This window comes from Thiobacillus sp. (assembly GCF_030696885.1).
GTDB lineage: Bacteria > Pseudomonadota > Gammaproteobacteria > Burkholderiales > Thiobacillaceae > Thiobacillus.
In genome coordinates, this window is the sequence record NZ_JAUYRI010000010.1 from 41,208 (window position 1) to 65,294 (window position 24,087).

26 protein-coding genes are annotated in these 24,087 nt (G+C 59.7%); all 26 read right to left on the reverse strand.

What is annotated here, in order from left to right; genetic code table 11:
- Positions 1-99: 99 nt before the first annotated feature.
- Positions 100-333, reverse strand: a complete 234-nt coding sequence (locus Q8R61_RS04825) for a DUF433 domain-containing protein (RefSeq protein WP_305534781.1) — start codon at positions 331-333, stop codon at positions 100-102.
- 141 nt (positions 334-474) lie between these two features.
- Positions 475-1,500 carry a UDP-glucose 4-epimerase GalE gene (galE, locus tag Q8R61_RS04830; RefSeq protein ID WP_305534783.1) on the reverse strand — a complete coding sequence of 342 codons (1,026 nt, stop codon included), beginning with the start codon at positions 1,498-1,500 and terminating at the stop codon, positions 475-477.
- Positions 1,501-1,654: 154 nt separating this feature from the next.
- Entirely contained in the window at positions 1,655-1,885 is a 231-nt protein-coding gene (locus Q8R61_RS14930) for a type II toxin-antitoxin system RelE/ParE family toxin (protein WP_371133556.1), read from the reverse strand.
- Positions 1,885-2,112, reverse strand: coding sequence for an addiction module protein (locus Q8R61_RS04840; RefSeq protein WP_305534787.1), 228 nt, complete (start codon positions 2,110-2,112; stop codon positions 1,885-1,887). Before Q8R61_RS04840 ends, Q8R61_RS14930 begins: the two co-directional genes overlap by 1 nt.
- A gap of 208 nt (positions 2,113-2,320) precedes the next feature.
- Complete coding sequence (locus Q8R61_RS04845; protein ID WP_305534789.1) at positions 2,321-2,737, reverse strand: type II toxin-antitoxin system VapC family toxin; 417 nt, start codon at positions 2,735-2,737, stop codon at positions 2,321-2,323.
- Positions 2,738-2,742: 5 nt separating this feature from the next.
- Positions 2,743-2,982, reverse strand: coding sequence for an antitoxin (locus Q8R61_RS04850; RefSeq protein WP_305534791.1), 240 nt, complete (start codon positions 2,980-2,982; stop codon positions 2,743-2,745).
- 130 nt (positions 2,983-3,112) lie between these two features.
- Positions 3,113-3,865, reverse strand: a complete 753-nt coding sequence (locus Q8R61_RS04855) for a WecB/TagA/CpsF family glycosyltransferase (protein WP_305534793.1) — start codon at positions 3,863-3,865, stop codon at positions 3,113-3,115.
- Between the two features lie 73 nt (positions 3,866-3,938).
- Positions 3,939-4,700 (reverse strand): polysaccharide deacetylase family protein, encoded by a 762-nt coding sequence (locus tag Q8R61_RS04860; protein ID WP_305534795.1) that lies wholly within the window; start codon positions 4,698-4,700, stop codon positions 3,939-3,941.
- A gap of 4 nt (positions 4,701-4,704) precedes the next feature.
- Positions 4,705-5,373, reverse strand: coding sequence for a class I SAM-dependent methyltransferase (locus Q8R61_RS04865; RefSeq protein ID WP_305534797.1), 669 nt, complete (start codon positions 5,371-5,373; stop codon positions 4,705-4,707).
- Positions 5,374-5,385: 12 nt separating this feature from the next.
- On the reverse strand, positions 5,386-6,552 hold the full coding sequence (locus Q8R61_RS04870; RefSeq protein WP_305534799.1) for a glycosyltransferase family 4 protein: 1,167 nt from the start codon (positions 6,550-6,552) through the stop codon (positions 5,386-5,388).
- The gene (locus Q8R61_RS04875; RefSeq protein WP_305534801.1) at positions 6,549-7,694 is read right to left on the reverse strand and encodes a glycosyltransferase family 4 protein; all 1,146 of its coding nucleotides are present in this window, start codon (positions 7,692-7,694) and stop codon (positions 6,549-6,551) included. Before Q8R61_RS04875 ends, Q8R61_RS04870 begins: the two co-directional genes overlap by 4 nt.
- Positions 7,676-8,833 (reverse strand): glycosyltransferase family 4 protein, encoded by a 1,158-nt coding sequence (locus Q8R61_RS04880; protein ID WP_305534803.1) that lies wholly within the window; start codon positions 8,831-8,833, stop codon positions 7,676-7,678. Before Q8R61_RS04880 ends, Q8R61_RS04875 begins: the two co-directional genes overlap by 19 nt.
- 140 nt (positions 8,834-8,973) lie before the next feature.
- Positions 8,974-9,939, reverse strand: coding sequence for an acyltransferase (locus Q8R61_RS04885; protein ID WP_305534805.1), 966 nt, complete (start codon positions 9,937-9,939; stop codon positions 8,974-8,976).
- Positions 9,940-10,019: 80 nt separating this feature from the next.
- Positions 10,020-11,087, reverse strand: coding sequence for an acyltransferase (locus Q8R61_RS04890; RefSeq protein ID WP_305534807.1), 1,068 nt, complete (start codon positions 11,085-11,087; stop codon positions 10,020-10,022).
- Positions 11,088-11,112: 25 nt separating this feature from the next.
- Positions 11,113-12,414 (reverse strand): endo-1,4-beta-xylanase, encoded by a 1,302-nt coding sequence (locus tag Q8R61_RS04895; protein WP_305534809.1) that lies wholly within the window; start codon positions 12,412-12,414, stop codon positions 11,113-11,115.
- A 9-nt stretch (positions 12,415-12,423) separates the two neighbouring features.
- Positions 12,424-13,290 carry a glycosyltransferase family 2 protein gene (locus Q8R61_RS04900; protein WP_305534811.1) on the reverse strand — a complete coding sequence of 289 codons (867 nt, stop codon included), beginning with the start codon at positions 13,288-13,290 and terminating at the stop codon, positions 12,424-12,426.
- The gene (locus tag Q8R61_RS04905; RefSeq protein ID WP_305534813.1) at positions 13,287-14,678 is read right to left on the reverse strand and encodes an O-antigen ligase family protein; all 1,392 of its coding nucleotides are present in this window, start codon (positions 14,676-14,678) and stop codon (positions 13,287-13,289) included. The genes Q8R61_RS04900 and Q8R61_RS04905 overlap by 4 nt, the downstream gene beginning before the upstream one ends.
- Positions 14,671-15,831, reverse strand: coding sequence for a glycosyltransferase (locus tag Q8R61_RS04910; protein ID WP_305534815.1), 1,161 nt, complete (start codon positions 15,829-15,831; stop codon positions 14,671-14,673). Before Q8R61_RS04910 ends, Q8R61_RS04905 begins: the two co-directional genes overlap by 8 nt.
- Complete coding sequence (locus tag Q8R61_RS04915) at positions 15,828-17,009, reverse strand: glycosyltransferase family 4 protein (RefSeq protein WP_305534817.1); 1,182 nt, start codon at positions 17,007-17,009, stop codon at positions 15,828-15,830. The genes Q8R61_RS04910 and Q8R61_RS04915 overlap by 4 nt, the downstream gene beginning before the upstream one ends.
- A complete protein-coding gene (locus Q8R61_RS04920; RefSeq protein ID WP_305534819.1) occupies positions 17,006-18,220 on the reverse strand; it encodes a glycosyltransferase family 4 protein in 1,215 nt (404 codons plus the stop codon). The genes Q8R61_RS04915 and Q8R61_RS04920 overlap by 4 nt, the downstream gene beginning before the upstream one ends.
- Positions 18,217-19,758, reverse strand: coding sequence for an oligosaccharide flippase family protein (locus Q8R61_RS04925; RefSeq protein WP_305534821.1), 1,542 nt, complete (start codon positions 19,756-19,758; stop codon positions 18,217-18,219). The genes Q8R61_RS04920 and Q8R61_RS04925 overlap by 4 nt, the downstream gene beginning before the upstream one ends.
- Positions 19,759-19,924: 166 nt before the next feature.
- A complete protein-coding gene (locus tag Q8R61_RS04930) occupies positions 19,925-20,902 on the reverse strand; it encodes a GDP-L-fucose synthase (RefSeq protein WP_305534823.1) in 978 nt (325 codons plus the stop codon).
- 38 nt (positions 20,903-20,940) lie between these two features.
- On the reverse strand, positions 20,941-21,294 hold the full coding sequence (locus tag Q8R61_RS04935; RefSeq protein ID WP_305534825.1) for a four helix bundle protein: 354 nt from the start codon (positions 21,292-21,294) through the stop codon (positions 20,941-20,943).
- A gap of 39 nt (positions 21,295-21,333) precedes the next feature.
- Positions 21,334-22,419: a GDP-mannose 4,6-dehydratase gene (gene gmd / locus Q8R61_RS04940; RefSeq protein WP_305534827.1), complete on the reverse strand. Its 1,086-nt coding sequence runs from the start codon at positions 22,417-22,419 to the stop codon at positions 21,334-21,336.
- A gap of 70 nt (positions 22,420-22,489) precedes the next feature.
- On the reverse strand, positions 22,490-23,176 hold the full coding sequence (gene epsI, locus Q8R61_RS04945) for an exosortase-associated protein EpsI, B-type (RefSeq protein WP_305534829.1): 687 nt from the start codon (positions 23,174-23,176) through the stop codon (positions 22,490-22,492).
- A gap of 15 nt (positions 23,177-23,191) precedes the next feature.
- Positions 23,192-24,085, reverse strand: coding sequence for an exosortase B (gene xrtB, locus Q8R61_RS04950; protein WP_305534831.1), 894 nt, complete (start codon positions 24,083-24,085; stop codon positions 23,192-23,194).
- Positions 24,086-24,087: the final 2 nt, after the last annotated feature.

Here is a 24,087-nt window from a genome sequence, read left to right on the forward strand (position 1 = left end):
AAGCATTTGGACCCCGGCTTTTGCCGGGGTGACGACTTATTCAGCGTTTCCTTAGCAAACCCACCCAGCGCGGCGACAGGTTCATGTCAACGAGCACTTTCATGCGTTGGGCAGCATGACCTCGCGTTCCTCGGCACGCCAGGCGGCATAGCGCAGTGCCTGCATGATGTCTTCGCGTTCGAGGTAAGGATAGTCTGCGAGGATTTCTTCAATGCTGCGCCCCGCACCGACTTGTCCCACAACCATCCCAACCGTGACGCGCATCCCACGAATGCAGGCTTTCCCCCCCATCACATCGGGTTGCTGGGTAATGCGATCGAGTCCCTGTGTCATGGCCGCTCCCGAATCAAATGCACTCAACAAGTCATGCGCCAAGCATAGTCCAGAACCTGAAGGATGGCACATAGCCACCCCCATCCAGCTTCAGCTACAACTTACACCTTACAACTTGATCCTGGACCTTGCATCTTGCCTTCAGGCATACCCCTCCGGGTTCCCCGACTGCCAGCGCCAGGCATCCGCGCACATCCGCTGCAGGTCATATTCCGCGCGCCAGCCCAGTTCCCTCGCTGCACGCGCGGGGTCGGCCCAGCATTGCGCCACGTCGCCGGCGCGCCGCGCCACGATCTGATACGGCACCGGCTTGCCGCTGGCCGCCTCGAACGCGCGCACCATGTCGAGCACGCTCACCCCACGCCCGGTGCCCAGGTTCCAGGTTTGCACCCCGCCCAGCCCATGGAGCTTGTTCAGCGCCGCCACATGGCCGCGCGCCAGGTCGACCACGTGGATGTAGTCGCGCACCCCGGTGCCGTCCGGCGTCGGATAGTCGCCGCCGAACACATTCAGATGCGGACGTCGCCCCACCGCCACCTGCGCCACGTACGGCATCAGGTTGTTGGGAATGCCGCGCGGGTCTTCGCCAATCAGCCCCGACTCGTGCGCGCCCACCGGATTGAAATAGCGCAGCAGCGCAATGTTCCAGCCCGCATCAGCCCGCGCCACGTCGCGCAGCATCTGCTCGATGAAGAGCTTGGACCAGCCATAGGGATTGGTCGCCGACAGCGGAAAATCCTCGGTGATCGGCACCGTCGCCGGATCGCCGTACACCGTGGCCGACGACGAGAACACCACCGCCTTCACCCCCGCCGCCGCCATCTCCTCGAACAGCGCGATGCTGCCCGCGATGTTGTTGTCGTAGTACAGCAGCGGCTTTTCCACCGACTCGCCCACCGCCTTCAGCCCGGCAAAATGCACCACCGCATCGATCGCATGCGCCGCGAACAGCGCACGCAATGCCGCGCGGTCGCGAATGTCGCCCTGCACGAAATCCACCGGCCGGCCCGAAATCTGCGTCACCCGCTCCAGCGACTTCACGCTGCTGTTGGACAGGTTGTCGAACACCACCACCTCGTGCCCCGCCGCCAGGCATTCCACCGCCGTGTGCGACCCGATATAGCCGGCGCCGCCGGTCAACAAAACTCTCAATTCGCTTCCTCCCATTCGTTATTTTGTTTCCGGCAGACGTCTTCCCCGTCCAGATTTTGCCACCAGAATCCTGCCCGTCAGCCCTGGACAACGCCCCAGCCGGTTAACTGCGTGCTCGCCACAGCGTCGGATTGCGCGCGCTATGGAACACCGCGAGTACAACTATCGTTTACGCGCGAATCCTGAAATAAATGCAATAAGGAAAGCGCCGCACAACCGCCTTGCGAACGCCATTGAGCACCTCGGGAAAAGCACCCGGGTTGCCGGCAATCAAGTGCAACAGCCGTTCGACCTCAGCGAGAAAAGCACCACCAAGACCTGGCAGCTCCCGTTCATACCAGTCAGCTGCTGAATCGAACTCCTGCCTGGCTTGGGGCCGGAAGACCACACCCCTGGTCATTATTTCCAGCGTTCAACTGCATCACGCTTGATCTCATCCCATGTCGTGACGTTCGCTGGTGATGCATCGTCTTCAGACATTCGGCCTTCGATCTCCTGCTTCTCGTCGGCAGTCGGTGGCAGCAAGCCCACCTCGCGTGCGATGGAATCCCAGATTTCCTGCACCAGTGTCACGCGCTGCTCAATTGGGAGACGATCAATCCCCAAATCACGAAGTACATGGCCCATGTCAATCTCCTTAACCAACCGATCCGAATTCATTATCCGTCCACATCCCGGTCAATGCACCCGTGCCTGGCACGAACTTCCATCGGACATGGCTGGAACCGTCTCTTCCTGATCAACGCTGCCCGCAACGTTGGCCATATGCCGACCAGCCTGCCACCTTTTCCCTAAATCAACTTGCATTTTGAATCTTGCCTCTTGCATCTTGCCCCTACTTCCTCGGCATCGCCTCAAGCCAGTTCTCAACCGCAAGCCCCGGCACCCGGGAAAACTCACCGATGTTTGCTGTCACAAGGGTCGACTCGGTGGCCAGCGCGTGCGCGGCGATCAACATATCGTTCGGTCCGATCGGCGTGCCGGCCTGTTCCAGATGCAAACGCAGCTTTGCGTATTCGCGATCGGCAGGGATATCGAATGGGCGGACCTCCAGCGCTGCAAGGATGGCGTCCACTTGTGCGGTGAGCTTCGGCGCATTTCGTTTGGCCGCCCCGAAGCGCAATTCGCTTGCAACGATCATGGACGTGCAAACCGACTTCTCCCCCACTTGCGCAATGCACGTCGCAATCCGGCCCTGGGGATTGCGCACCAGGTCCGACAGGATATTCGTGTCCAGCAGATAAAGCGGCATTCGGCTCAAAGCGCCACGTCGTCCAGGGGCAACATGCCCTGGTCGACATCGGGAAACGCCTCATCCAGCGCGCGCAGCGTCGACAGCGTAGCCAGCAGCCCTTTTTTCCTGATCGGCTCGATCACCAGACGATCGTCCTCCCGCCGAATGATCGCTTCTTCCGCATCCATCTCGAACTCGCGCGGAATGCGGATCGCCTGGTTCCGCCCATTGCGAAAGAAACGGACATGTCTTCCTGTATTCATTGGCGACCCCCTTCATCGTTGGCATATGCAGAAGCCTATGCCGCGAATGTCAGCAAGTCAATCATTGAGCCGCCTTGCGCCTTGCCCCTTGCCCCTTGCCCCTTGAATCTTGAATCTCGCCTCTTGAATCTCACTTCCCCAACAGCAACTGCCGAGCCGCGCCCACAATGAACAGCGTATTCGTCACCAGATAACGTTTCCACAAGCGGCGCGGTTCGGACGCCAGGCGATGCAGCCATTCCAGCCCGCTGTTGCGCATCCACTTCGGCGCGCGCTGCACGGTGCCGGCGTGAAAATCGAACGCCGCCCCCACTCCGATCATCACCGCGTTGATCCTGCCGCGGTGTGCCGCCATCCAGCGCTCCTGCCGGGGACAGCCCAGGCCGACGAAGACGATGCCCGCGCCACTGGCGTTGATCCGGTCCACCGCCGCCGCGTCTTCCTCCGCCGTCAGCGCGCGGAACGGCGGCGATTCCATCGTCATCCGCAAAGCCGGAAACGCCGTCCGCAGACGCTGTTCCAGCAAGGCCAGCGTCTCCCCGGTGCTGCCATAGCAATACACCGGCACCTGTCCCGCTGCTGCGCACGCGCACAGCGTCCACATCAAATCCGGCCCGCAGATGCGCGACTGATGGGCAAAGCCCTGCCGCCGCAGCATCCACGCCACCGGCGCGCCGTCCGGCGTTGCCATATCCGAACCATTGATGATGTCGCGATACGCCGCATCACGCGACGCGCTCACCACCACATGCACATTGCAGATCGTCACATAGCGCGACTCGCGTGCATGCGCCCAGCCGAGCAGGCGCGCTATGGTGGCGTCCCACGACAGTGCGTCGATCTGCGCGCCAAGCACCGAGCCTGTAATCCGATTTCTCGTCATCCTCTATCCAAGTCGCGACTCAGCCAGCCTTGTGGCCAGCCATTTTGATGCACGTACTGAAAACCCGCCCCGCTCACCAGTACGCCATCCCGTGGCGCATGCGGCGGATCGCGCCGAACACGTAATTCGTCAACATGCCGCCGGGACGCGACGCCATCAGCGTCATCCACTTCGCAAACTGCGCGGTCGGCATGCCGTCTGCACACAGGCGCGGCAGCCGCAGCTGCGTCGATACATGGGTGACTGATCCCCGCTGAACCAGATACTGCCAGTCGAAACCCGCCTCCCGCGCCAGCGTCTCCATTGCGGGAGTGCAGCGGCCCCACGGCCAGGCCAGATGCCGGACCGCGTCCGGCGAGCGGCCCAGCGTCGACGTCAGCCATGCGTGCGACGCGGCCAGATCGGCGGCCAATGCCTCCATCTCCTCGGCGGAAGCGCCCACCCGCACGTGGCGATGCGTGTGCGACTGGAATTCCAGCGTCCCGCGCCCGGCCAAGCGGACGACTTCGTCGGTGGCGATGCAGTCGGGGTCGCCCTGCTGTACCCGACCGGTGATCAGAAAAGCCACGCCGGTAAAGCCGAACGCCTCCATCTCCACTGCGCAGTGACTCAGATCGGGCGAGCCGTCGTCGTAGGTGAGCAGGAAGCGGCGCGGCCCCACCGCCGCACGCCCGGCGACGGCCGCCTCGAATTCGTCCAGCGTCAGGCTGCGCCACCCCTGTTCGGCCAGCCACTGCAGGTGCGCGCGGAAAGTCTGCGGCGCGGTGGTCGTCGCGCTTGGATGCGCATTGACGTGGTGGTACAGCAGGACCGGTACGTGGATCGACGCCGCCATCGCTTCAGCTCCGCTTCACGGCACGCGCCATGAATGTGCTGTACCGATGCCCGGTCTTGGACGGCACCGGCGGCACCACGATTTCCAGTCCGGCATCGCGGCACATTTGCGCGTAGGGATGCAGGAACAGTCCGTCATTGTCGCCATCCGGCGCGTCGAAATGGCTCAGCTCGTCGCACACCAGCACCAGATCGGCAAGCCGCGCAGCATGGGCCAACACGTCCTGGCAGCGCTGCTGCGGAATATAGGACAGCACGCCGGAGGCGAGAAACACGTCAAATTTTCCCAGTGTCTCTGCCTGCTCGGCCAACGCCAGATCATCACCCACCATGAACACATCGTCGGGAAATTTCGTTTTGGCAAAGGCAATCGCGTCAGGCTGGATATCCATGCCCACATATTCCACCGGCATCGACATGATTTCCCGCAACAGCAGCAGATTGTTGCCGCCGCTGCTGCCGAATTCCAACACCTTCAGCGCCGGCAGCGGATGCGACGCCAGCCAGTCGCGCAGTACGTCGAGCACCTCCGAGCGCGTCTTGTACGCATCGAAATACGTGTGGTGTGCCTTGCCGCCTTTCGTTAACCAGTAGATACGATGCTTGAGCGCGTGCAGCCGGTTGGCCACGCTTGAGGGCAACAGTGCAATCGCCTTGCGCAAGAACTTTTTCATGTCAGCGTCTCGTCAGTGGGGAGAAAAAGCCTGGATGGCCTCGTCGTAAATCGTCATCAACTGCCGGTAATTGATATCGGCCGTGTAGTTCGCTTCATATTCTGCGCGGGCCGCCTGTCCCATGCGCTGCATCTCGGCGGGATGGCTGGCGACCCAGCTCAGTTTGTCCGCCAGATCGGCGGCATTGCTCGGCTCGAACAACAGCCCGGTTTCGCCCTCGCGTATCAGGTCGGCCAGCGCACCCAGGCGGCTGGCCACCACCGGCAGACCGCAGGCAAAAGCCTCCACCAGCGTGCGCGGAAAATTCTCATAACAGATGCTTGGCAGGACCAGGCACGCCGCTTTTCCCATGGCGGCATGCACCGTATCCGCCTCGCAAAACCCCTGGGTCTGGACGTTAGCCAGCCCCTGCAAAAGAACATCCTCCGGCCCGGTGCCTATGATCGTGATACCCACTCCGGGAATCCGTTTCGCTGCGCCCGCCAGCGTGCTTATACCTTTCTCAGGTGACAGGCGTCCGACAAACAGGACACCGCTGCGCGTCGTGTCCGGTGGCGCCGGCAGATCGACGAAATTGGGCTTGATCGCAATGCGCGACGGCGGCAGCCCGCCCTCGATGAACTTGCCACGGCAAAACGCGTTCAGTGCAATGTAGCGCGTCACCTTGTTCTGCCAGGTGCCGAGCGAACGATGCAGCACCAGCATTGCACCCAGCACCCCGGACTGGGCCATCGATCCGCGATAGCACGCGCGCACTACGCCGCGCCACGGCAAGTGACCCACACAGTCCTCGCACACCCGGCCTTCGCGCAGCAGCATCGCCTGCGGACACAGCAGCCGAAAATTGTGCAGCGTCTGCACCACCGGCACGCCTGCCTTCTCCGCCGCCCAGTAAAGCGAAGGTGAAATCAGCGGAAAGGTGTTGTGCACGTGGATGACGTCCGGCCGGAACGATTCGACCACCGTTTCCAGTTCGCGCAGGGTGCGACGCGACCACAGTGTTTGCTGCGCCAGCGCGAGCCTGGACAGCCCGGGTATCTCGTCATTGCTGCGGGCGTAGCTTTCCACCGCGTGGCCGCGTGCGCGCAGCAAGGCCATTTCGTCCGAGACGACCGAGTCCTCGCCGCCGCGATGCTGGTAGGCATTGTGGACGAACAGAACGCGCCGGATGCCGGTCATGCTGCCACAGCTTCCAGAAATACAGCCAACTCGGCCGCCACGCGATCCGCCTCGAACCGCTCCAGAAACCGTTGTCGTGCCGCATCGCTCGCCAGCCGCATCCGGCGCTCGTCATCCAGCCATTCGATGATCAGTCGCGCAGCCGCAGGCGCATCGTCCAGCGGAATCAGGCGCCCTTCCACTGCGTCGTTGAAAACTTCCGGCATGCCGCCTGCCTGGGGCGCGAATACCGGCAGGCCGCGCGACAGGGCTTCGATCAGCGTCAACGGCAGATTTTCCATGCGCGCCACATGCAGGCAGGCGCGGTGGCCCGGCATCAGGGCGGCGGCATGCGGAACGAAGCCCAGAAAACGGACCTGCGCCCCAAGTCCCTTGTCCTTCACATAGTGTTCCAGCATCGCCCGGTCCGGTCCGTCACCCGCTACGGTCAGACTCAGCGGCCGCCCCAGTTGCGCTGCGGCCTGCACGATTTCCAGCGCGTAGCGCTGGTTCTTGCGGGCCTCCAGCGTGCCGACCGTAATCAGGTCGGTCTCCGCCTCAATGGTTTGCACCGCACCGGGATCGCCCAGAAAATTGGGGATCACCCGCGACGGCACGGCAACCAGTCCCGCGATGCGGCTCTGCAATTCGCGCCGCATGAAATCGGACACATACACCAGCGCATCGATCTGCGGCAGGATAACGGCCTCCTGCTGGCGGATCGCTCTAAACAATCCGCCGTCGCGCGGAATCGCGCCCTTGTCCGCCCACTCGTCCGCCTGCGACAGATTGAAATGCACCACCATCACCACCTTTTGGGCCTGCGACCGGCGGGCACGCAACGCCGCCCGCGCAGACAGGGGGCACTGGGCATAGATGACGCAGGGCTTTCCGTCTGCCAGGCGTACACTCAATGCGCGCTGCAGAAAGACCGCGTGCCAGTGGCGATACCACCAGACGCTCGCCGGTTTGCTAATGCGATCGAGCAGCCGGCGCAGGCCGAACACCGGATACACCTGCCAGCGCGGCCGGTCGAACGGCGTCACCAGTGTCACCGGCCGGCCGTTGCGCGCCAGCCAGTCGCGAACCGCCCGCACGTGCGTCTGCACGCCGGTTTCGCCTTCGGGCCGCATCATCGAGGCGATCAGGACAGGGACAGGCATGCCCGGACTCCGTTCGAGAAATTGCGCACCATGGTTTCGATGGAATAGCGCTGCGCCGATGCTACGGCTCCCTCGCGCAGACGCGCGGCCAGGTCCCCATCGCGCAACAGACGCAGCATGCCATCGGCATAGGCTTCAGGCGCGTCGTCGAGCAGCAGGCCGTTGACCTCGTGCTGCAGGTATTCGATCTCCGGGCCATGCGTCGACTGCCGGGTCGTCAGCAACGGCATCCCGGCGCAAAAGGCATCCAGGATACCCAGCCCGAGTGCGCCCGGATTCAGCCACATGCACGCCAGCTTCAGTATCACCGATTTTTCATGGCCGAATTTCGGTCCCACTGCCTGCACCCAGGCGCGGTGCCTCGCAAATTCCGCCACCGCTTCGGCGAGCGGGCCGCCGCCGATCACAATCAAGCGGAATGCAGGCACTTCGCGCTGTACCCGGTCGGCGGCCTCGAACAGCAGATCGAGCCGCTTGTTGCGGTACAGACTTCCGCAAAACACCGCGACCTGTTCCGTGCCATTCCAGCCGAACGCCGTGCGTATCGCCTGCAGTTCTACCTCGCTCACTGCATCCAGGTCCGCACGCAGGGCACGCGTATCGATGGCGTTTTCCACCACCGTGATGCGGTCCTTCGGGTAACCCTGCGCTGCCACATAAGCAGCAGACTCGGCCGTATAGGCAAACCACCAGTCCGCCCAGTGCAGCGTGCGGCGCTTGAATCGCTCGCCCACTGAAGCGGAATCAGCCTGCCGGTCGCGCCCGTGACTCCAGAACGCCACCCGCTTCAAGCGCAGACCCCGCAGAATCGCCAGCAGATAATTCAATAGATTCTTGTTGGCGTGTTCCACCACCACCAGATCGGCCCGCAGCCAGGGTCGCAAAACCGGGATCAGCAACAGCTTGCCCAACAGCATGCTGCTGTTGGCCTTCATCCCCAGCGGCCCAGGCAAGTCAGCATGATCGCCACGCTCCACCTCGCCGCGCCAGGGGGTACCATAAACCACCAGCAGACCGATACCCTCGGCAGCCAGGGCCTTATCCAGTTCGCGGAAAAATGGCACGCGATAGTGCTTCAGCACGGGCTGGATGATGCAGATTGATCGTGGTCGATGCGACACCGTTTTCATTGCGTGCATGCCCACCCGTTGGCGCAGCACCGCCCATGCAAGATGGGGCTACATTTGAGCAGACCGACAAAGGGTCCGACCTGCTGATCGATCTTGATCAGCGTGCCATAGCGTTCACTGAAGAGGGGGAGTGTTTTCCTCATAACGATTTAGCTGGTTATCCGATCCAGCCAGCCCAATTTCGGGAACACATATTTTTTAAGAAGGATTGGCAGCAGCACACCTGCCACCATCAGCATCGGGAAAAACAGCAGCACAAAATTCAGTCCATCCCATGATGCAAATTTGAGCATCACGGCTTTGGTGGCGCCTATCGCCATGGTATTCATCAGATAAATCGAAAAACTCATGGCACCGACAAACGCCAGCCCCCGCCCTCCCACGAATTCACGTCGACACAGACCATGCAATGCGGGAATAGATAGAAGCGCAGCTAGCATCCAGCCATGGCTGCTGTCCCAGCCCACCGCCAGCACCCCAATCAGACCAGCCATCGCCAGCAGCCACAAACGATCCACCCATCGGGCATAACTTTCCCACAGCGCAACCGCCGCACCGCCCAAAGCAAAAAACAGGAAATATTTGCTGAATTGTCCCAAGCCCAAAAAATGCACTGGCGGCACAAACTGCAACGCCACGCCCAGCGCAACCAGGGGCCATACACGACCTTTGGTGATGGAAAGCAAAGCCAGCCCGCATACCGAAAACAGGAACAGCACGTAGATGTACCAGAGAAAAGCCGAAACGCTCTGCATCGGAAACAGCACGATGTCGAGCAACCCGCCCCAACCCGTCACCGGATTGTCCACATGCGCGAAATTCTGCGCGCCCCACTTCCCGGCGAACACGATCCCTGCAAACAGGAAATAGGCTGGCATCAAGCGCACGAAGCGCTTGCGTACACCCGTGGCGAATGCCTGGAAATCAGAAACAGGCCTCGCGCGCAAAAAAAACACCACTCCGCTGAGGAACATGAAAAAGGCCATGTGAAAGGCATAGACGGCCTCTTTGGCAGCCGTATACCACTCGTTTCCTAGGGGCGGCTGACGCGCAACGACGTGACCGAACACCACCAGAAGGATCGCCAAGCCTTTCGCACGGTCGATATCGTGCAAACGTTCACGCGAATATGGTTTCGATGAATTCAACATGTCAAAGCGTAATTACGAATGATTTCCCTGAATGACCAAGCCAATTACTCTTTGTGAAGCCGCTTACGCAATTTGACAATTGGCTTTTCAACGAGGTAATACATCAAAGATGAAAACAATAGGGCAAACACAAAACCCAAGAGCGCCCTGGGAACCTGTTCTTTGATTAACCGATCAGCAAACTCAAGCGCCATGCCATGGCAAAGATAGAAGGTGAATGACACCACACCCAGGTAACGCACGGGTCGCCAGTTTAGCCAACGAAAAACCAACCAATCAGGATGACGTATGGCCAACCAGAAAAGCGGCAACAACGCGATGCCCTGTAACGTATAACGTACCGTTTCACGAAAACGATCATCGCGAAAAATGAACGTGGTCAACAGCAAAACCAATGCACCGGAGAGTATTAGGTAAGCAAGTTTGTTATTCGCCCGATTTTTCCATTCGGGATCAGATACTGGGTTACGCCATACGCCCAAAATACAACCAAACAGCAGTGAATCAAATCTCGCATCTGTTGCAGAATAGGTATACCGCCACGAAACTTCCTGTGCAAAGACCAGCCAGATTCGCCATACCAGCACGGCTATACATAAAAAGAGAAACAACCGTGCTACATCGTGATAATTCCAGCGGCGGGTGGCACCTAAAAACAGAAGGGGAAATACAAAGTAGAAATGTTCTTCGATCGCGAGTGACCAGTACACACCCGTTGTGGGCACAAAATAGCCACCGCCATGTTCAATACTGTAGTAATTGGTCCAAAAAAATATTTGCGACAACACTGCCTCCGGCCGCATTTGATGCGGAACCACACCGGATACAGCAAGAAGAAAAAAAAGAACAAGTACGATGTAAAGCGGTGGAAAAATCCGGTATGCCCGGCGCAAATAAAAATTCCTGAAGCTGATGGTACCGGTGCGCTCCCATTCCCTTCGCAATAGAGTTGTAATCAAGTAACCACTGAGAAAGAAAAATATGGTGACGCCAAATCCTCCCGGAACGATGTAATGCCACCCTGCGTGTGCGACAAATACCAGCATGGCAGCTACTGCCCTTATGCCATCAAGAGATGGAATATAAAAATCATTCCGTTGGGTATTTCTCATTTTCTACCCTGCAAGCCCTCTGGCGTCATGGTCGAGTTTGGGTAGTTGTCCAGAACTGATGGTCACGCTTAACCAAAACCGGCACCTGCCCTATAGAAAGGGCCTCACCCGATTTAATTTGTACTGAACGGGCATCCAGTGTTTCGAACTGGATCGCGTTCCAGTCGAGAGGGGGAACCCACATCACTGATTCACGGCTATTCCAAACCAAGTTGGCACGGCGTGGACCACGTTGTAATTCGCAGATCCAAAGACTGTGATCTTTCGAAAAACAATGATTAATCGAAGCGCCATCAAGCCAGCGCATGGTTTGCATATAAGCAACAATTGATGGGCTTGCCTGTAAGCTCTTAGGGTTTCCACCTAACATGGTGGTTTCCCATGAATACCAATAAAACCGGTCCAAACCAGAAACTGCACCCAGAATTAGCGTGCGTGCAATGTAACCGCTTAATTCATTTTGATTTTTTGGCCAGTTCGGGTTCGGGGTCTCACCGGCCAACGGAAGCCAAAATCCCGTTTCTGTGTTCCACAGTGGCAACCCGTCAATGCCATGTTTAGTCATCACCCCACGTACGAAATCTAAACAAGCTGTAATCCGCTCTGGTTTTTGAGGATAACAATGATGTGCGACCACATCAGTGATGCTCTTTCCACCATTACTAAGATAAAGGTCCAAACGACCACCTTGGTCAGTAAACCCCGGCGAAATTAGCTTGTTATTCGGGTCAATTTCCTTGATTACTCGATGAGCGATGCGGCCAAGTTCAACCATCGTTTTGACACTGCCCGCATAAAACCCCCTCCCCTTATCAATTTCATCAAAGGTAGGCTCGTTCCATAGCTCGTAGTATTGAATGCGTCCCTTGTAACGCGTGGTGACGGTTCGCACATAATCCTCCCAGTCGCGCATATCGCGTGGCGGTGAATTGCCGCCATAACCATAAACAAACTTTTCATTTGGCCGCGACGCCGCCCAGCGCGGAGTTATTCCAAGCGTCAACATGGGCTCGATCCCATGACGCTCCGCCAGCGCAACCAGCGTGTCCAGCCGCTTGAAATCCCAGGAATCCTGGGCAGGTTCCAATCTTTCCCAAGAAACGGCCGCATCCCAGAGACGCCAGGTACCAAAACGTGCAATGGGCCAAGGCGTGGTGGTGTCGGCACGATGGATGTGCATGCCGAAATAACTTCTGGAAATCTTGTCACCAGACCCTTCGAGACGGATTTCCGACGCCCCGCTACCGCTGATGAACAGCGAAAATACAATAAGGATTAAGCCGGAGACCGGTAGCAACGTCCGTAGCAGGCTCTGAAAAATCTGCATGACAGCTTGTCAGCGGGAGCCGGGTGCGCGCTGCGTCGCGGCACTCAGGATCAGCTTTGCGTAGGGTAGTAGCCAGACCAGCGGCCAGGCGGGGCCGGCATGCCGGCTGCACAAGGCCCGCCAGGAATCGAACGGCAATCCCTTGGGCGAGGTGATTTTCTTCCAGCGCGTTCGCAACGGCAGGCTGCGGTCGTTAAAGCCGCCTGCCACGTGGTTGTCATTGTTGCAGCGCCCTGCATAGCCCGGCATCACCCAGATCGGGATGCCCGCCTTGTGGGCACGAAAACCATAATCATTGTCGCCCATGGCATGCCGGTAAATGCTGTCGAGCAGACCGATGCGATCAGACACGGCGCGCGGCACCAGCACGCAGTTGCCGTTCATGGTCACCGCAGGCAGGGGTATATCGCCGGGGATGACCTTGCGCATCTTGAGCCGGTTGAGCGGCGATGCCGGCACCGACCCCCCATAGCTGAGTTCGCCGGCATCGTTGTCCGTCGAGCCCACGACGATACCCGGCTGCCCCGTCTCGGCGCGTAGGCGGGCCCCGGTTTCCAGCAGGCTGGCCAGCGCTTGCGGGTACAGCAGGGTATCGTCGTTCAGCCATAGCACATAGTCCGGTTCCAGCGGCAGGGCGCGTTGCCAGGCGCGCAGCATGCCGCGATTCCAGAACAGGCTGCCGTCGCCCTGTTCGATGATGACATCGGGAAACGCCGCGCGCACAGCGTCGGCGGTGCCATCCGTGCTGCCGTCGTCCACCAGCATCAGGTTACGCGTGCAGCCCGCCGGCAAATCGCAGGCGTAATAACGCTCGATTGAGGCGAGGGTTTTCTCGCGCCGGTTATGGCAGGCCATCAATGCCACCAGCGTGGTCATGGCACCGTGTTCCCCGCAGCTTGGGCGCTGCTGACACTCGCAGGTTTCTCGTTGGCAATGGGCTTCTGCTGATATTGCAGAATCAGGCCGAGAATGACGCCAAGGAACAAGCCCTGCGTGTAGGTGGGCGAATAGGGTATGTTGAAGAGCGCAAAGGACATCAGGACGCCGAGCATGGCATAGCCCGTGAGGTTGTCGTGCGGCCCACCTGCCAGCCGGATGGCGCCGCGGAAGAGGTATACATTGAAGGCCAGGAACGCCAGCAAACCCACCAGTCCGAGGCGCAGCAAAAGCTGTACGTAGTAGTTGTGCGGCGCATAGGCGATCTCCTTGCCGCCGTACCCTTCCGGGCGCTTGAACCCGCTTCCATACGGATCGCCGATCACCCAGGTACGCGGCCCCGAGCCGGCCCATTGCTTGAGCAGGGAATCCCAGCCCTGGACTCGACCAACGAATGTACCTTCCGTCGTGCTGGTGGCCTTGACGGCCAGGTCGGCCACGGATGAGGTGGCGCCGCTGAACTTGCCTGTGGCCAGAAACGGGACTGCGATGGCCGCCGTCACCGCAACGATCACCAGCATGCGACTAGCCAGCTTTCCCTGACTCTGCCGCACAATAAAGAAGGCCAGCAGCGCCGGGAGAAAAGCCGCCACCCACACCGAGCGATGCTGCAACACCACAACCGTTAGTGCCAGCAAAGGCAGCGTGAAGTACCAACGCGCAAGACTATTGCCCGCTGCCATGGCATAAACCAGCAAAATCACCGCCAGTCCCAGCATCCAGGTTTGCTGCGAATTGATGACCCGCAACGCTACCCCGGTTATGTCTGTATAACGCCACAGTGGTTCCACCCAGTCGAGCCCGATGGTGTCGGCAAGCCAGCGGTACCAGACCACCAGCATGATCATTAGCATGACCGGGAATAGCCAACCCAGCATCTTCGCGACCCGCTCTCGAGGCCAGTCAAAACTTGAGAAATAGAAAAGCCCGGTCATCAAATAAAAATCGCTGCGGAACTCGACGCCCGCAATCGTCCCGTTCTTAACTAGCCCCCACATAAATGCCACTGTCATCACTGCGGTCAGCACCCACAGCGATTTAGGTAGCCGCGACACGGCCCCCGGCCGCATCAGTCGGATCAATGCCACCCCCGCCATGGGCATGAACAGCAGATCCTGCGGATACACAGAGATCCCCACCTTGAATGCGAACAGATAGACGTTCACTGTTTCCACCAGAAACAGCAGCAGGATCGCCGCCGCGCCCACAAGCGGCGTCATGAACAGGCCAGCGACCAGGAACACCAAGCCCAGCGCGAACAACAGCGCAATGATGAAGGGCAGCGCGGTAAAAAAGCCGCCCAGCAAAGTGTAGACAAACTCAAGCATGGGTGCCCCCTCTGGCCGATTGCGGACTCATCGCAGCGGCATGCAAATTGGGATGACGATACAGCGCCAGATATTCGCGGACACCGCGTTCCATACCAAACCGGCGTTGTGCGATGGCCGGATACTGGGCGCAGATGGATTTGCGTTGATCCAATGGCATCCCCATGAGCGCCTTGATCCCCGCGGCGACGTCTTCAGCCGAGGTGCCGGTATAAACCAGGTGAGGAAAATCCTCGCGAAAATCCCGCAGACCCGCCACATCGGAGAACAACGCGGGCAATCCGGTGCCCAGGGCTTCAATGGCGGCGATGCCAAAGCCTTCGTATATCGAGGGCATGACGTACGCGTCGGCTGCCTGCAACAGGGGCAGCACATCGCCCATGCCACCCAGAAAATGAATCCGGTCGGCCACGCCTAAACGCTGCGCGAGTGCGCGTTCTGGCTGGCCATCTTCCTCGATCCCCGCATGCAGATAAACCGGTCGGGTATCGGCAGGCAGCATCGCCATGGCCTCTATTACGGCGGTGTGATTCTTGATCGGCGAGCAGTTTCCAATGCTGGCGATGACGAAATCCGTGTCCGTCAGCCCGAATTGGGCGCGGGCAGCGGCACGCACCTCGGCTTGTGTCGCGGTAAAGCGCAGGCTGTTGTACCAGTTCCAGATCAGCGTCGTGGGCAGCCGGTAATGGCGTTGTTCGGTATCGCGCACGGATGCGCTGATGGCAACATGCCGCACGCCGAGCCGGTTCAACAGGCGCCGCTGGATACCTCGGCGCCATTGCAAATTGCCCGTGAAGGCAAAAGCGTTGTGAACGGTACGCAGCACGACGGCCGGTCGCACGGAACGCGCAGCCAGCCCGAACCAGAAGTTGGCGGCCTCGACATGCAGATGGATCACGTCGTACTGCCCGGCCTGCATCAGGCGCCGCACCTTGATGAAAAATCCGGGCGAACGCGAGAACGGGAGATGGTGCAGACGATAGCCTGCATCCACGAAACGCCTGGCATACGGCCCGGTGGTGGCGCCGGTGGACAGCACGTCCAGCATGACGCCTTCAGCCTGAAACAGCGGCGCGGCCGCAACCAGCATGGTCTCCGCACCGGAAGGCTTCAATTCGCCCAACACATGCAGCACGCGCAGCGGTTTGCTCATCGCCCCACCGCCAACTGGTCGTATACGACTTGCCAGGCATCCGCCACGGATGCGATGTGAAAACGTTCCCGCGCCAACGCCAGCCCCTTTTCGGCATAGCCACGACGCAGTTCCGGGTCGGCTGCAAATTCCAGCATGGCCTGCGCAACCGCATCGGACGAACGCACATCGACCAGCCGGCCGGCGCGGCCATGATCGAGCGTCCATGGCACGCCACCACTGGATTCGCCGCCGATGACCGGAATTCCGCGCACCATCGCCTCGATCAGCGCCATCGGCTGCGCCTCGACGAGCGAGGGGTGTACGAGCACATCGACTTCACTGCCAACCCTCGCCATCAGCGCGCTGTATGGCAACTGACCAACAAACTCGATCCCCTGATCCAGGTTGCGCTCACGCGCCCATTGAGCCGCCGCTTCCTGCGCCCCATGCCCGGCACCAAACATGAGGAAACGCGCATCAGGAAATTTCTTGCGCAGTTTTGCAAACGCTTCGATCGCAACATGGCCGTTCTTGTACGCTCCCCACCCCACGAGGATGGAGGCAAACGTCAAAGGACTATCCCCTGAATTCGACACGGCCGATTGCACGAATACCTGCTCCGGCATGCCATTCGGAATGACCTCTGTGGCGCCGCGGTAGAACATGTATCTGCGCAAATGCTCATCCACGTAAGGCGACACTGAAACAATTCGCCTCGCGCGGCTGATCACGCGATAAGCCATCAGCGTACGTGCGATTCGATAGGGAATGAAGTTGTGCCACAGGTAGCGCAGGGGGGTATCGTGCGCGGTAATTACATGCGGAATGCCACTGATCTGAACAGGCATTGCATATTCATACGTCCACTGCGCATGGACGATATCGGGCTTCTCTCGGGCGATGGCCCGTTGCAGATAGTCGCGCTCGACCCTGAAGAAATTGCGCGCCGGCCGTACCCCCTTGGGCCCAAGGCACAGGCGCAGGTTGTCGCCCTGCAACACGATTTCATCCTTGACTGCCGCATCGCAACTGAACACCACCAGTTTCTGGCCGCGCTTGAGCAATTCACGGCATAGCAGGTTCACCGGCGTTCCGCCCTGCCCTTTGGGCAAATCGTCGCGCCATTGCGCAGGGTCGATGAATTCACGGAAATCGGCCACATTGATGGGACCGGTCATGCCAAGGGTGTAACTCATGTCGTTTTCATTTCCATTGTGGCCGAGGTGGCGCGTTCTGATTCAACCGACGATAGATCAGTAGTGATGGCCGACACCCATTGCGGTCCCAGCACGTCGGGAGAAAACCGAACCTGATAGCTCTGCCTTGCAGCCTTTGACATGCGCTCCCACATGCGCGGGTCTTCAAGTATTTCGATCAGCTTTTCAGCACATGCCGTGGCGTCATTCAACAGCCAGGCAATGCCGTCCACCCCATCGTCGAATACCTCCGGAATGCCACCGACAGCCGGTGCAAAAACTGGCAGGCCGCAAGCCAGCGCTTCAATCAGTGTCAACGGCAGATTTTCCATTTGCGCCGCATGCGCATAAACGCGATGTGCCGGGAGCAGGCTGGATGCTCCGGCCACATATCCCAGAAACTCGACCTGGTCCGCGACGCCAAGCTGCTTTGCTAGCGCTTCCCATTCGGGGCGGCTGGGGCCATCGCCTGCCAGGGTAAGGCGGTAGCGGTATCCAAGCCGCTTGGCTTCTGCCAGAACCTGCAGCAGATAGCCCTGATTCTTGCGCGGCTCCAGCGTGCCGATGGAGATGATGTCCGCGCGCAAGGGCTGGTCCTTGGCTGCACGCTCGACAGCATGCTCCGGAAAGTTTGGGATGACGGCGACGTCGACATTTGCCAACGCAGGATTGCGCGCCAGCACGATGCGCCGCATGTAGTCGGATACGAAAATGAGCTTATCGAGCTGAGGCAGGACCGCCTGCTCGATGCGCATCAGGCTGCGCCACAATGCCCCACCTTCGCGGGTCTGGCCATTGAGCTGATGCTCGTAAGCCTCGGAAATGTTGAAATGCAGGACCGCGATGACTCGAAAGTCGAATCCCTCGTGCCGCAAGGCCAGGGCGGCGCGTGCGCTCAGCGGGTCCTGCGCATAAATCACCACCGGCCGGCCTTCCAGTTCACGCAAGCTTTTCCGCAAGCGGAAACGCAAGTAACGGAACGCAAGCGCACGGTGCCACAGAACGGCTTTTTCCGGGTCGAGCCGTCTCAGCATCCGCGTTACCAGGGACGGGAGCCTGCGTATCCAGCGGTTGACCTGATGCGGCTCGACCAGTCTCACTTCGTAGCCCTGGCTGCGCGCAAATCCAGAGACGGCGCGCGCATGCGTCTGCACGCCGCAATACCCGTGCTCGGGCAACAGGCTGGCGACCAGGATCACGGGGGGCGTCATGTGCCACTCCAGCGCAACAGCAGGCTACCCATGCGGGGGGCCAAATGCGGCCGAGCCTTGTGCATGAGCGTTTTCGCTTCGGCGCAGAAAATCCAGCGGCCCCACAATCCGATGGCGAACATGACGGTGATCGCGGCCGCACCCATCACCACGATAAAACGCACGCCCGGGTGCGACAGCGAGGCGGCCAGCCAATGATCGGCCGACCAGGCAAGCGAAAAGGCCAGCACGGCCAGCAGCAAGGGGCCCACCAACGCGCGTAGAAATGCGCTGGCCGGCGCGAAGACCAAACCGGCGGCCAGTCGCGTCACCAGCCAGGCACGCAGCAGGTAAACACCCAGCACGGCCCACGCCACGGCTGCCAGCGAAATGCGGGCAGCCGCGATCACGGCAATGATCAGCACGATGAGTCCGACGCCCTGAGATACGGCCTCCATGCCGGCTCGGCCCATACCCTGCATCATCGGCCCACCCAATGCGAGCATGGCATTAATGGGCATGGCGAGCGCAAGGGGGGTGATGAGCACGGCGGCCGCCTGCCATTGCTGACCGTATACGGCCAGCATGGTCGTTTCCGGAATCGCCGCGATGGCCGCAAAGGCCGGCGCGAGTATGGCGGACAGAAAACAAATCGTGGCCAGATAGGTGTCGCGCGCATCGCCGGTGCGGCCTTGAAGGCGCGAGTAAAAAGGCAGCAGCACGCCCTGCAGCGTGGATACCGCAGCATTCATCGGTGATGCAAGGAGATTCATGCTGCGGTTGTAAAAACCCAGGTCGACCATGCCCAGCATGCGGCCGATGATCGCCGAATCGAAATAACTGATTCCCCAGCTGGTGAGGTTGCTGCCAAGGACTTTGGAGCCGAACCGGAACAGACCGGACTGCTCGGCACGGAATGTGGGCGTGAGCGAGTGACGAACGCTCAGGTAAGCCGCGGCCGAGTAAAGAACGGTCTGCGTAAGCTGGGCAATGACCAACGCCCAGACGCCCCATCCCGAAAAGGCAAGCGGCAGTCCTAGCAACAGATACGCGGCCAGATAGCTGAATACCTGCAAAAGCTGAACCCGTTTGTGGTCCAGGTCACGGCGCAACAAGGCGGTGGCGGTCTGGCCGAACGCCTGAAGCACAAACAGCAGGCTCATCCAGCGCAGGACAGGCACCGCGTCGGCGCGGCCAAAAAAAGCAGCGATCCATGGCGAAGCCATCAGGGCCAACAGGGTCAGACCCAGCCCTGCCAGAATTTGCAGGGTGAAGACGTAGCAAATGTCGCGTGCAGAAATCGTCTGTTTCTGGATAAGCGCAACACTCAGCCCCGAATCGGCGATGAGATTGCCCAGTCCGAGCATGAGCCAGGCAACGGCAATCAGGCCGAAGGGTTCGGGGCCCAGCAGACGTGCCAGCACGATGCCGATGATGAGCTGGCTGGTGACCTTGACGCCTGTTCCGAGGTAATTCCACTTGAGCGCACCGATGCTGCGCTGAGCCAGACCAGTCGGCCGGGGATCACTCAAAGGTGGCGGCGGGGTTGCGGGTGCCATGGCAACAGTGACGTGCGGGGCTGGCTCGATCAGGACGCCAGGCCTGGCTGTCCCGAACAAGTTCCGCTGAATGTCGGCTGGCATGAAGCCGAAGTTGAAACGACCTCACAGTGAATTCGTGATATCGATTGAGTCCCCGTAAAAGCCTGCGCACGCATGTTCGTGCTCAAGCCTGCTTGATGCTGGCCAAGAAATCCTGATAAGCGGTCGCAAGCCCGGTTCGCATGTCGGTCTTCGCTTTCCACCCCATCGCGTTCAGCCGGTCGACATTCATCAGCTTGCGCGGCGTGCCGTCGGGTTTGGTCGAATCGAATTCCAGGGTGCCCTGGTAGCCCACCGTCGCAGCCACGGCTTCGGCCAGTTCGCGGATGGTGAGATCGTGACCAACACCAATGTTCATCAGCGGCGGTAAACCATCGTTGCGGTCCTGCCCCAGCAGCGGGACGAATTTCTCATCCGGCAGGTTCATCAGGTAGACACAGGCGTCGGCCATGTCTTCGCTATACATGAATTCGCGCTTAGGGGTGCCGGTGCCCCACACGGTCACGCTCGGTGCATTTGCCAATTTGGCTTCGTGAAAGCGGCGGATGAGCGCGGGGATGACGTGGGAGTTTTCCGGATGGTAGTTGTCGCCGGGGCCGTACAGGTTGGTCGGCATCACCGCCAGATACTGCGTTTTGTACTGCCGGTTGTAGGCCCAACACATTTCGATGCCGGCAATCTTGGCCAGCGCGTAGGGCCGGTTGGTCGGCTCCAGTTCGCTGGTCAGCAGGTGTGCTTCCTGCATCGGCTGTGGGGCCAGCCGCGGATAGATGCAGCTGGATCCCAGAAACAACAGGCGCTTCACATCATTCGTGTACGCGGCGTGGATGATGTTCGTTTGGATGGCGAGGTTGTCGCGGATGAATTCAGCGGGGTAGGTGTTGTTGGCATGGATGCCGCCGACCTTTGCGGCTGCCAGGAAAACATAGGCGGGCTTTTCGGAAGCGAAAAATTCTTCTACTGCCGCCTGACTGGTGAGGTCGAGCTCGGCGTGCGTTCGGGTAACAAAGTTCTCGAACCCCTTGTCCCGCAGGCTACGTTGCAGTGCGGTGCCGACGAGACCCCGATGCCCGGCGATGTAGATTTTAGATTCAAGGTTCAAGATTCAAGTCTCAAGATTCAAGGTGCAAGATTCAAAGATCAGGATGCTCGAGCGCGAATGGCTTTTATTAGGGCATGAAGCATTTTGGAGATTTCCTCCGCTTCAACCAGCCAGCGTCTTCCCTGTTCCCGTTCTATGTAACCAATATCCATCCCTATATAAATTTGCGTTCTGAGTTCGCCTGCCGAGCCTTTTGCGTAGTTCAGGAAGTTGGCGATTTCCTTGTTCGATCCACGTTCGTGACCCTCTGCGATGTTCGAGGGGATCGACAAACCTGCGCGCGTAATCTGGTCACGAAACCCAAAATCCTTCAGGTCGACAAACGCTTTATAAAGATCAGCACTTAGACGCGCTGCCCTCTTCCAGACTTCCAGTTCCTCAAATCTGGCCATTGTTTCTTGAATCTTGCCCCTTGAATCTTGTATCTGCCGTTACTCGTGATAGTCCATGGCCTTGTAGCCATGCTTCTTCACCAGTTCGTCGCGCTCGGCCGCCTTCAGGTCTTCGCGCACCATCTCGGAAACCAGTTCGTCAAACGTGATCTTCGGGGTCCAGCCGAGCTTGTTCTTGGCCTTGCTGGGATCGCCCAGCAGGGTTTCGACTTCGGTGGGGCGGAAATAGCGCGGGTCGACGGCGACGATGCATTTGCCATGGGCGTCATAACCCTTCTCGTCGACGCCCTGGCCTTCCCAGCGGATGGCCATGCCGAGTTCCTTGGCAGCAGCGTTGACGAAGTCCCGGACCGAGTACTGCACGCCGGTGGCGATGACGAAGTCTTCGGCCTGGTCCTGCTGCAGCATCAGCCATTGCATTTCGACGTAGTCCTTGGCGTGACCCCAGTCGCGCTTGGCATCCATATTGCCGAGGAACAGACAGTCCTGCAGGCCGAGTTTGATGCGGGCCAGGGCACGGGTGATCTTGCGGGTGACGAAGGTTTCGCCGCGGATCGGGGATTCGTGGTTGAACAGGATGCCGTTGCAGGCATACATGCCGTAGGCCTCGCGGTAGTTGACGGTGATCCAGTAGGCGTAGAGCTTGGCGCAGGCGTAGGGGCTGCGCGGGTAGAAAGGGGTGGTTTCCTTCTGCGGGGTTTCCTGTACCAGGCCGAAGAGTTCGCTGGTAGACGCCTGATAGAAGCGGGTTTTCTTTTCCAGGCCAAGGATGCGGATGGCTTCGAGGATGCGCAGCGCGCCAAGGGCATCGGAGTTGGCAGTGTATTCGGGTTCCTCGAAGCTCACTGCCACATGCGACTGCGCGGCGAGGTTGTAGATTTCGTCGGGCTGGACCTGCTGGATGATGCGGATGAGGCTGGAGCTGTCGGTCAGGTCGCCGTGGTGCAGGATGAACTTGCGGCCGGTCTCGTGCGGGTCCTGATACAGATGATCGATGCGGTCGGTGTTGAAGAGGGACGTGCGGCGCTTGATGCCGTGGACTTCGTAGCCTTTGCCCAGCAGGAATTCGGCGAGGTAGGCGCCGTCCTGGCCGGTGACGCCGGTGATGAGGGCTTTTTTAGTCATGGTTGTCTTGTCTGGTTTCCAAAATTATCTTTATCGCTCCCGGTCGTGAAGCGGCCTGGCGTTCACACCGTCAGGATTTGAACTTACCGGTGATGCGCTCCCGCTCGGCGTCGTTCATGGATGCAAGCAACGCCTGGATAAAATCAGCTTGGATTTCGTATGCGCCTGTCTCGTCGCGGTCGATCGACGACACGCGCACCAGCATGCCGTCCGGAATGACGCCGGTCAGGGTGTAGCGCATCTGCGCGAGCTTCATGCGCCAGCCAAACTGGGTATGTTGGTCTCCCACAACCGTCCAGTAGGTGATCGGCTCGTTGCGTGACCCCTGCGCAGCCACCAGACGTTTGATCGGGAGTTCGCCATATTGGGTGGGCAGGATCACGGCCTGGGTGTCGGTAACCAACTGAAATCCCTGAGCGGGATAACAGTTTTCCGGGCGGTGAAGTTGCATGCCTTCACCATGGGTTCCGCCATAGGCAAGGGAAAGCATGATCCGCTTGCCTGCGCTATTGATGTAGGTTCGGGTCAAGGTCTGGCTGTATACCTCTTCGAGGGCCTGTTGCTGATCGGGCGAGATCAACATTACGATGGTTTGATCGATTTTCCAGTCGCCGAGCCGCTCCGGAATCAGGGTTTCCAGATTGATCTCCGGTCCGCTCCCGACCAGCTTGTCCGTGGGCTTGAGCGCAAGCGCCAGGCCCGCTCCGGCAAACATGCACAGGCCGATGACAAGATGCTTGAAGCTGATGAATTTCATGCGTGTCTCCATGATTCAGGCGCGTGCGCGCGGACGGTCTGGAAAGATAAAGCCGAGCACCCAGTCGAGCAGGAACAGGAATAGCAGGCCGATGACGAACAGCATGATGCCGGCAAATCCGTGCAGGAAGCCCTGCCCGGCTTCGTCACCCAGATGGTAGGTGACTAGGATCAGCACCATCACGCGCACGATGTTGGCGGCAAAGGCGATCGGGATGATGGCCGCCATGATGATGAGGTTGCGCGCGACGCTGGTGCGCTGCATCAGATACAAATACAGCAGGCCCATGGCCGACAGGCTGAACATCGAATGCAGGCCGGAGCAGGCATCGGCCACCAGCAACTGATATTGCCCCACGGTGAGCACCACGCCGCTGCGCGCGATGGGGTAGCCGGCGGCATACAGGATCTGCTCGGCGATGATCGAGATGTAATTCTTGAGCGGGCCGGTGACCGCGTCGACGAAGAAGCCCGGCAACGGCACCATGAACAGCAGGAAAAAGAGCGCAAACCACAACGCTCGCGCGGCGGTCATCCCCAGCGTGACGAGCAGCACGCCCAGGATGACCGGGATTTGCGATCCGATCTCAAAAATGATGATGTCCTGCGAGCGGCCCACAGCATAGGCCAGCAAACCAAACACCAGCAAAACCCAACCGACGAAAGCTTCGCCGCGCCCGGGAACGCGGCTGGCATCGTGCATGAACACGGCACGCTGCTGCCAGATCAGGTACAGCGTGACCACCAGCACGATGGGGCCGTGTGCGTAGTCGTCCGAATTCCAGATTCCATGCGCCAGCATCCAGTAGGTGGGCACATACAGCACCAGCAGGCCGAGCACGATCGGCCACCAGGCTTTGAGGGGGACCAGTGCATCGAGAACAGAAGCGCGCGGGACAAGCGTATTCATGT

Excerpts from the sequence above, each read along its gene's own strand:
- Q8R61_RS04840 (WP_305534787.1), bottom strand. The coding sequence starts at position 2,112 with ATGGGCCATGTACTTCGTGATTTGGGGATTGATCGTCTCCCAATTGAG.
- Q8R61_RS04910 (WP_305534815.1), bottom strand. The coding sequence starts at position 15,831 with ATGAGCAAACCGCTGCGCGTGCTGCATGTGTTGGGCGAATTGAAGCCT.
- Q8R61_RS04900 (WP_305534811.1), bottom strand. The coding sequence starts at position 13,290 with ATGACCACGCTGGTGGCATTGATGGCCTGCCATAACCGGCGCGAGAAA.
- Q8R61_RS14930 (WP_371133556.1), bottom strand. The coding sequence starts at position 1,885 with ATGACCAGGGGTGTGGTCTTCCGGCCCCAAGCCAGGCAGGAGTTCGAT.
- Q8R61_RS04925 (WP_305534821.1), bottom strand. The coding sequence starts at position 19,758 with ATGGCACCCGCAACCCCGCCGCCACCTTTGAGTGATCCCCGGCCGACT.
- Q8R61_RS04895 (WP_305534809.1), bottom strand. The coding sequence starts at position 12,414 with ATGCAGATTTTTCAGAGCCTGCTACGGACGTTGCTACCGGTCTCCGGC.
- gmd (WP_305534827.1), bottom strand. The coding sequence starts at position 22,419 with ATGACTAAAAAAGCCCTCATCACCGGCGTCACCGGCCAGGACGGCGCC.
- Q8R61_RS04860 (WP_305534795.1), bottom strand. The coding sequence starts at position 4,700 with ATGGCGGCGTCGATCCACGTACCGGTCCTGCTGTACCACCACGTCAAT.
- Q8R61_RS04920 (WP_305534819.1), bottom strand. The coding sequence starts at position 18,220 with ATGACGCCCCCCGTGATCCTGGTCGCCAGCCTGTTGCCCGAGCACGGG.
- Q8R61_RS04890 (WP_305534807.1), bottom strand. The coding sequence starts at position 11,087 with ATGAGAAATACCCAACGGAATGATTTTTATATTCCATCTCTTGATGGC.
- epsI (WP_305534829.1), bottom strand. The coding sequence starts at position 23,176 with ATGAAATTCATCAGCTTCAAGCATCTTGTCATCGGCCTGTGCATGTTT.
- Q8R61_RS04875 (WP_305534801.1), bottom strand. The coding sequence starts at position 7,694 with ATGCCTGTCCCTGTCCTGATCGCCTCGATGATGCGGCCCGAAGGCGAA.
- xrtB (WP_305534831.1), bottom strand. The coding sequence starts at position 24,085 with ATGAATACGCTTGTCCCGCGCGCTTCTGTTCTCGATGCACTGGTCCCC.
- Q8R61_RS04855 (WP_305534793.1), bottom strand. The coding sequence starts at position 3,865 with ATGACGAGAAATCGGATTACAGGCTCGGTGCTTGGCGCGCAGATCGAC.
- Q8R61_RS04825 (WP_305534781.1), bottom strand. The coding sequence starts at position 333 with ATGACACAGGGACTCGATCGCATTACCCAGCAACCCGATGTGATGGGG.
- Q8R61_RS04845 (WP_305534789.1), bottom strand. The coding sequence starts at position 2,737 with ATGCCGCTTTATCTGCTGGACACGAATATCCTGTCGGACCTGGTGCGC.
- Q8R61_RS04915 (WP_305534817.1), bottom strand. The coding sequence starts at position 17,009 with ATGAGTTACACCCTTGGCATGACCGGTCCCATCAATGTGGCCGATTTC.
- galE (WP_305534783.1), bottom strand. The coding sequence starts at position 1,500 with ATGGGAGGAAGCGAATTGAGAGTTTTGTTGACCGGCGGCGCCGGCTAT.
- Q8R61_RS04870 (WP_305534799.1), bottom strand. The coding sequence starts at position 6,552 with ATGACCGGCATCCGGCGCGTTCTGTTCGTCCACAATGCCTACCAGCAT.
- Q8R61_RS04905 (WP_305534813.1), bottom strand. The coding sequence starts at position 14,678 with ATGCTTGAGTTTGTCTACACTTTGCTGGGCGGCTTTTTTACCGCGCTG.
- Q8R61_RS04935 (WP_305534825.1), bottom strand. The coding sequence starts at position 21,294 with ATGGCCAGATTTGAGGAACTGGAAGTCTGGAAGAGGGCAGCGCGTCTA.
- Q8R61_RS04880 (WP_305534803.1), bottom strand. The coding sequence starts at position 8,833 with ATGCACGCAATGAAAACGGTGTCGCATCGACCACGATCAATCTGCATC.
- Q8R61_RS04865 (WP_305534797.1), bottom strand. The coding sequence starts at position 5,373 with ATGAAAAAGTTCTTGCGCAAGGCGATTGCACTGTTGCCCTCAAGCGTG.
- Q8R61_RS04850 (WP_305534791.1), bottom strand. The coding sequence starts at position 2,982 with ATGAATACAGGAAGACATGTCCGTTTCTTTCGCAATGGGCGGAACCAG.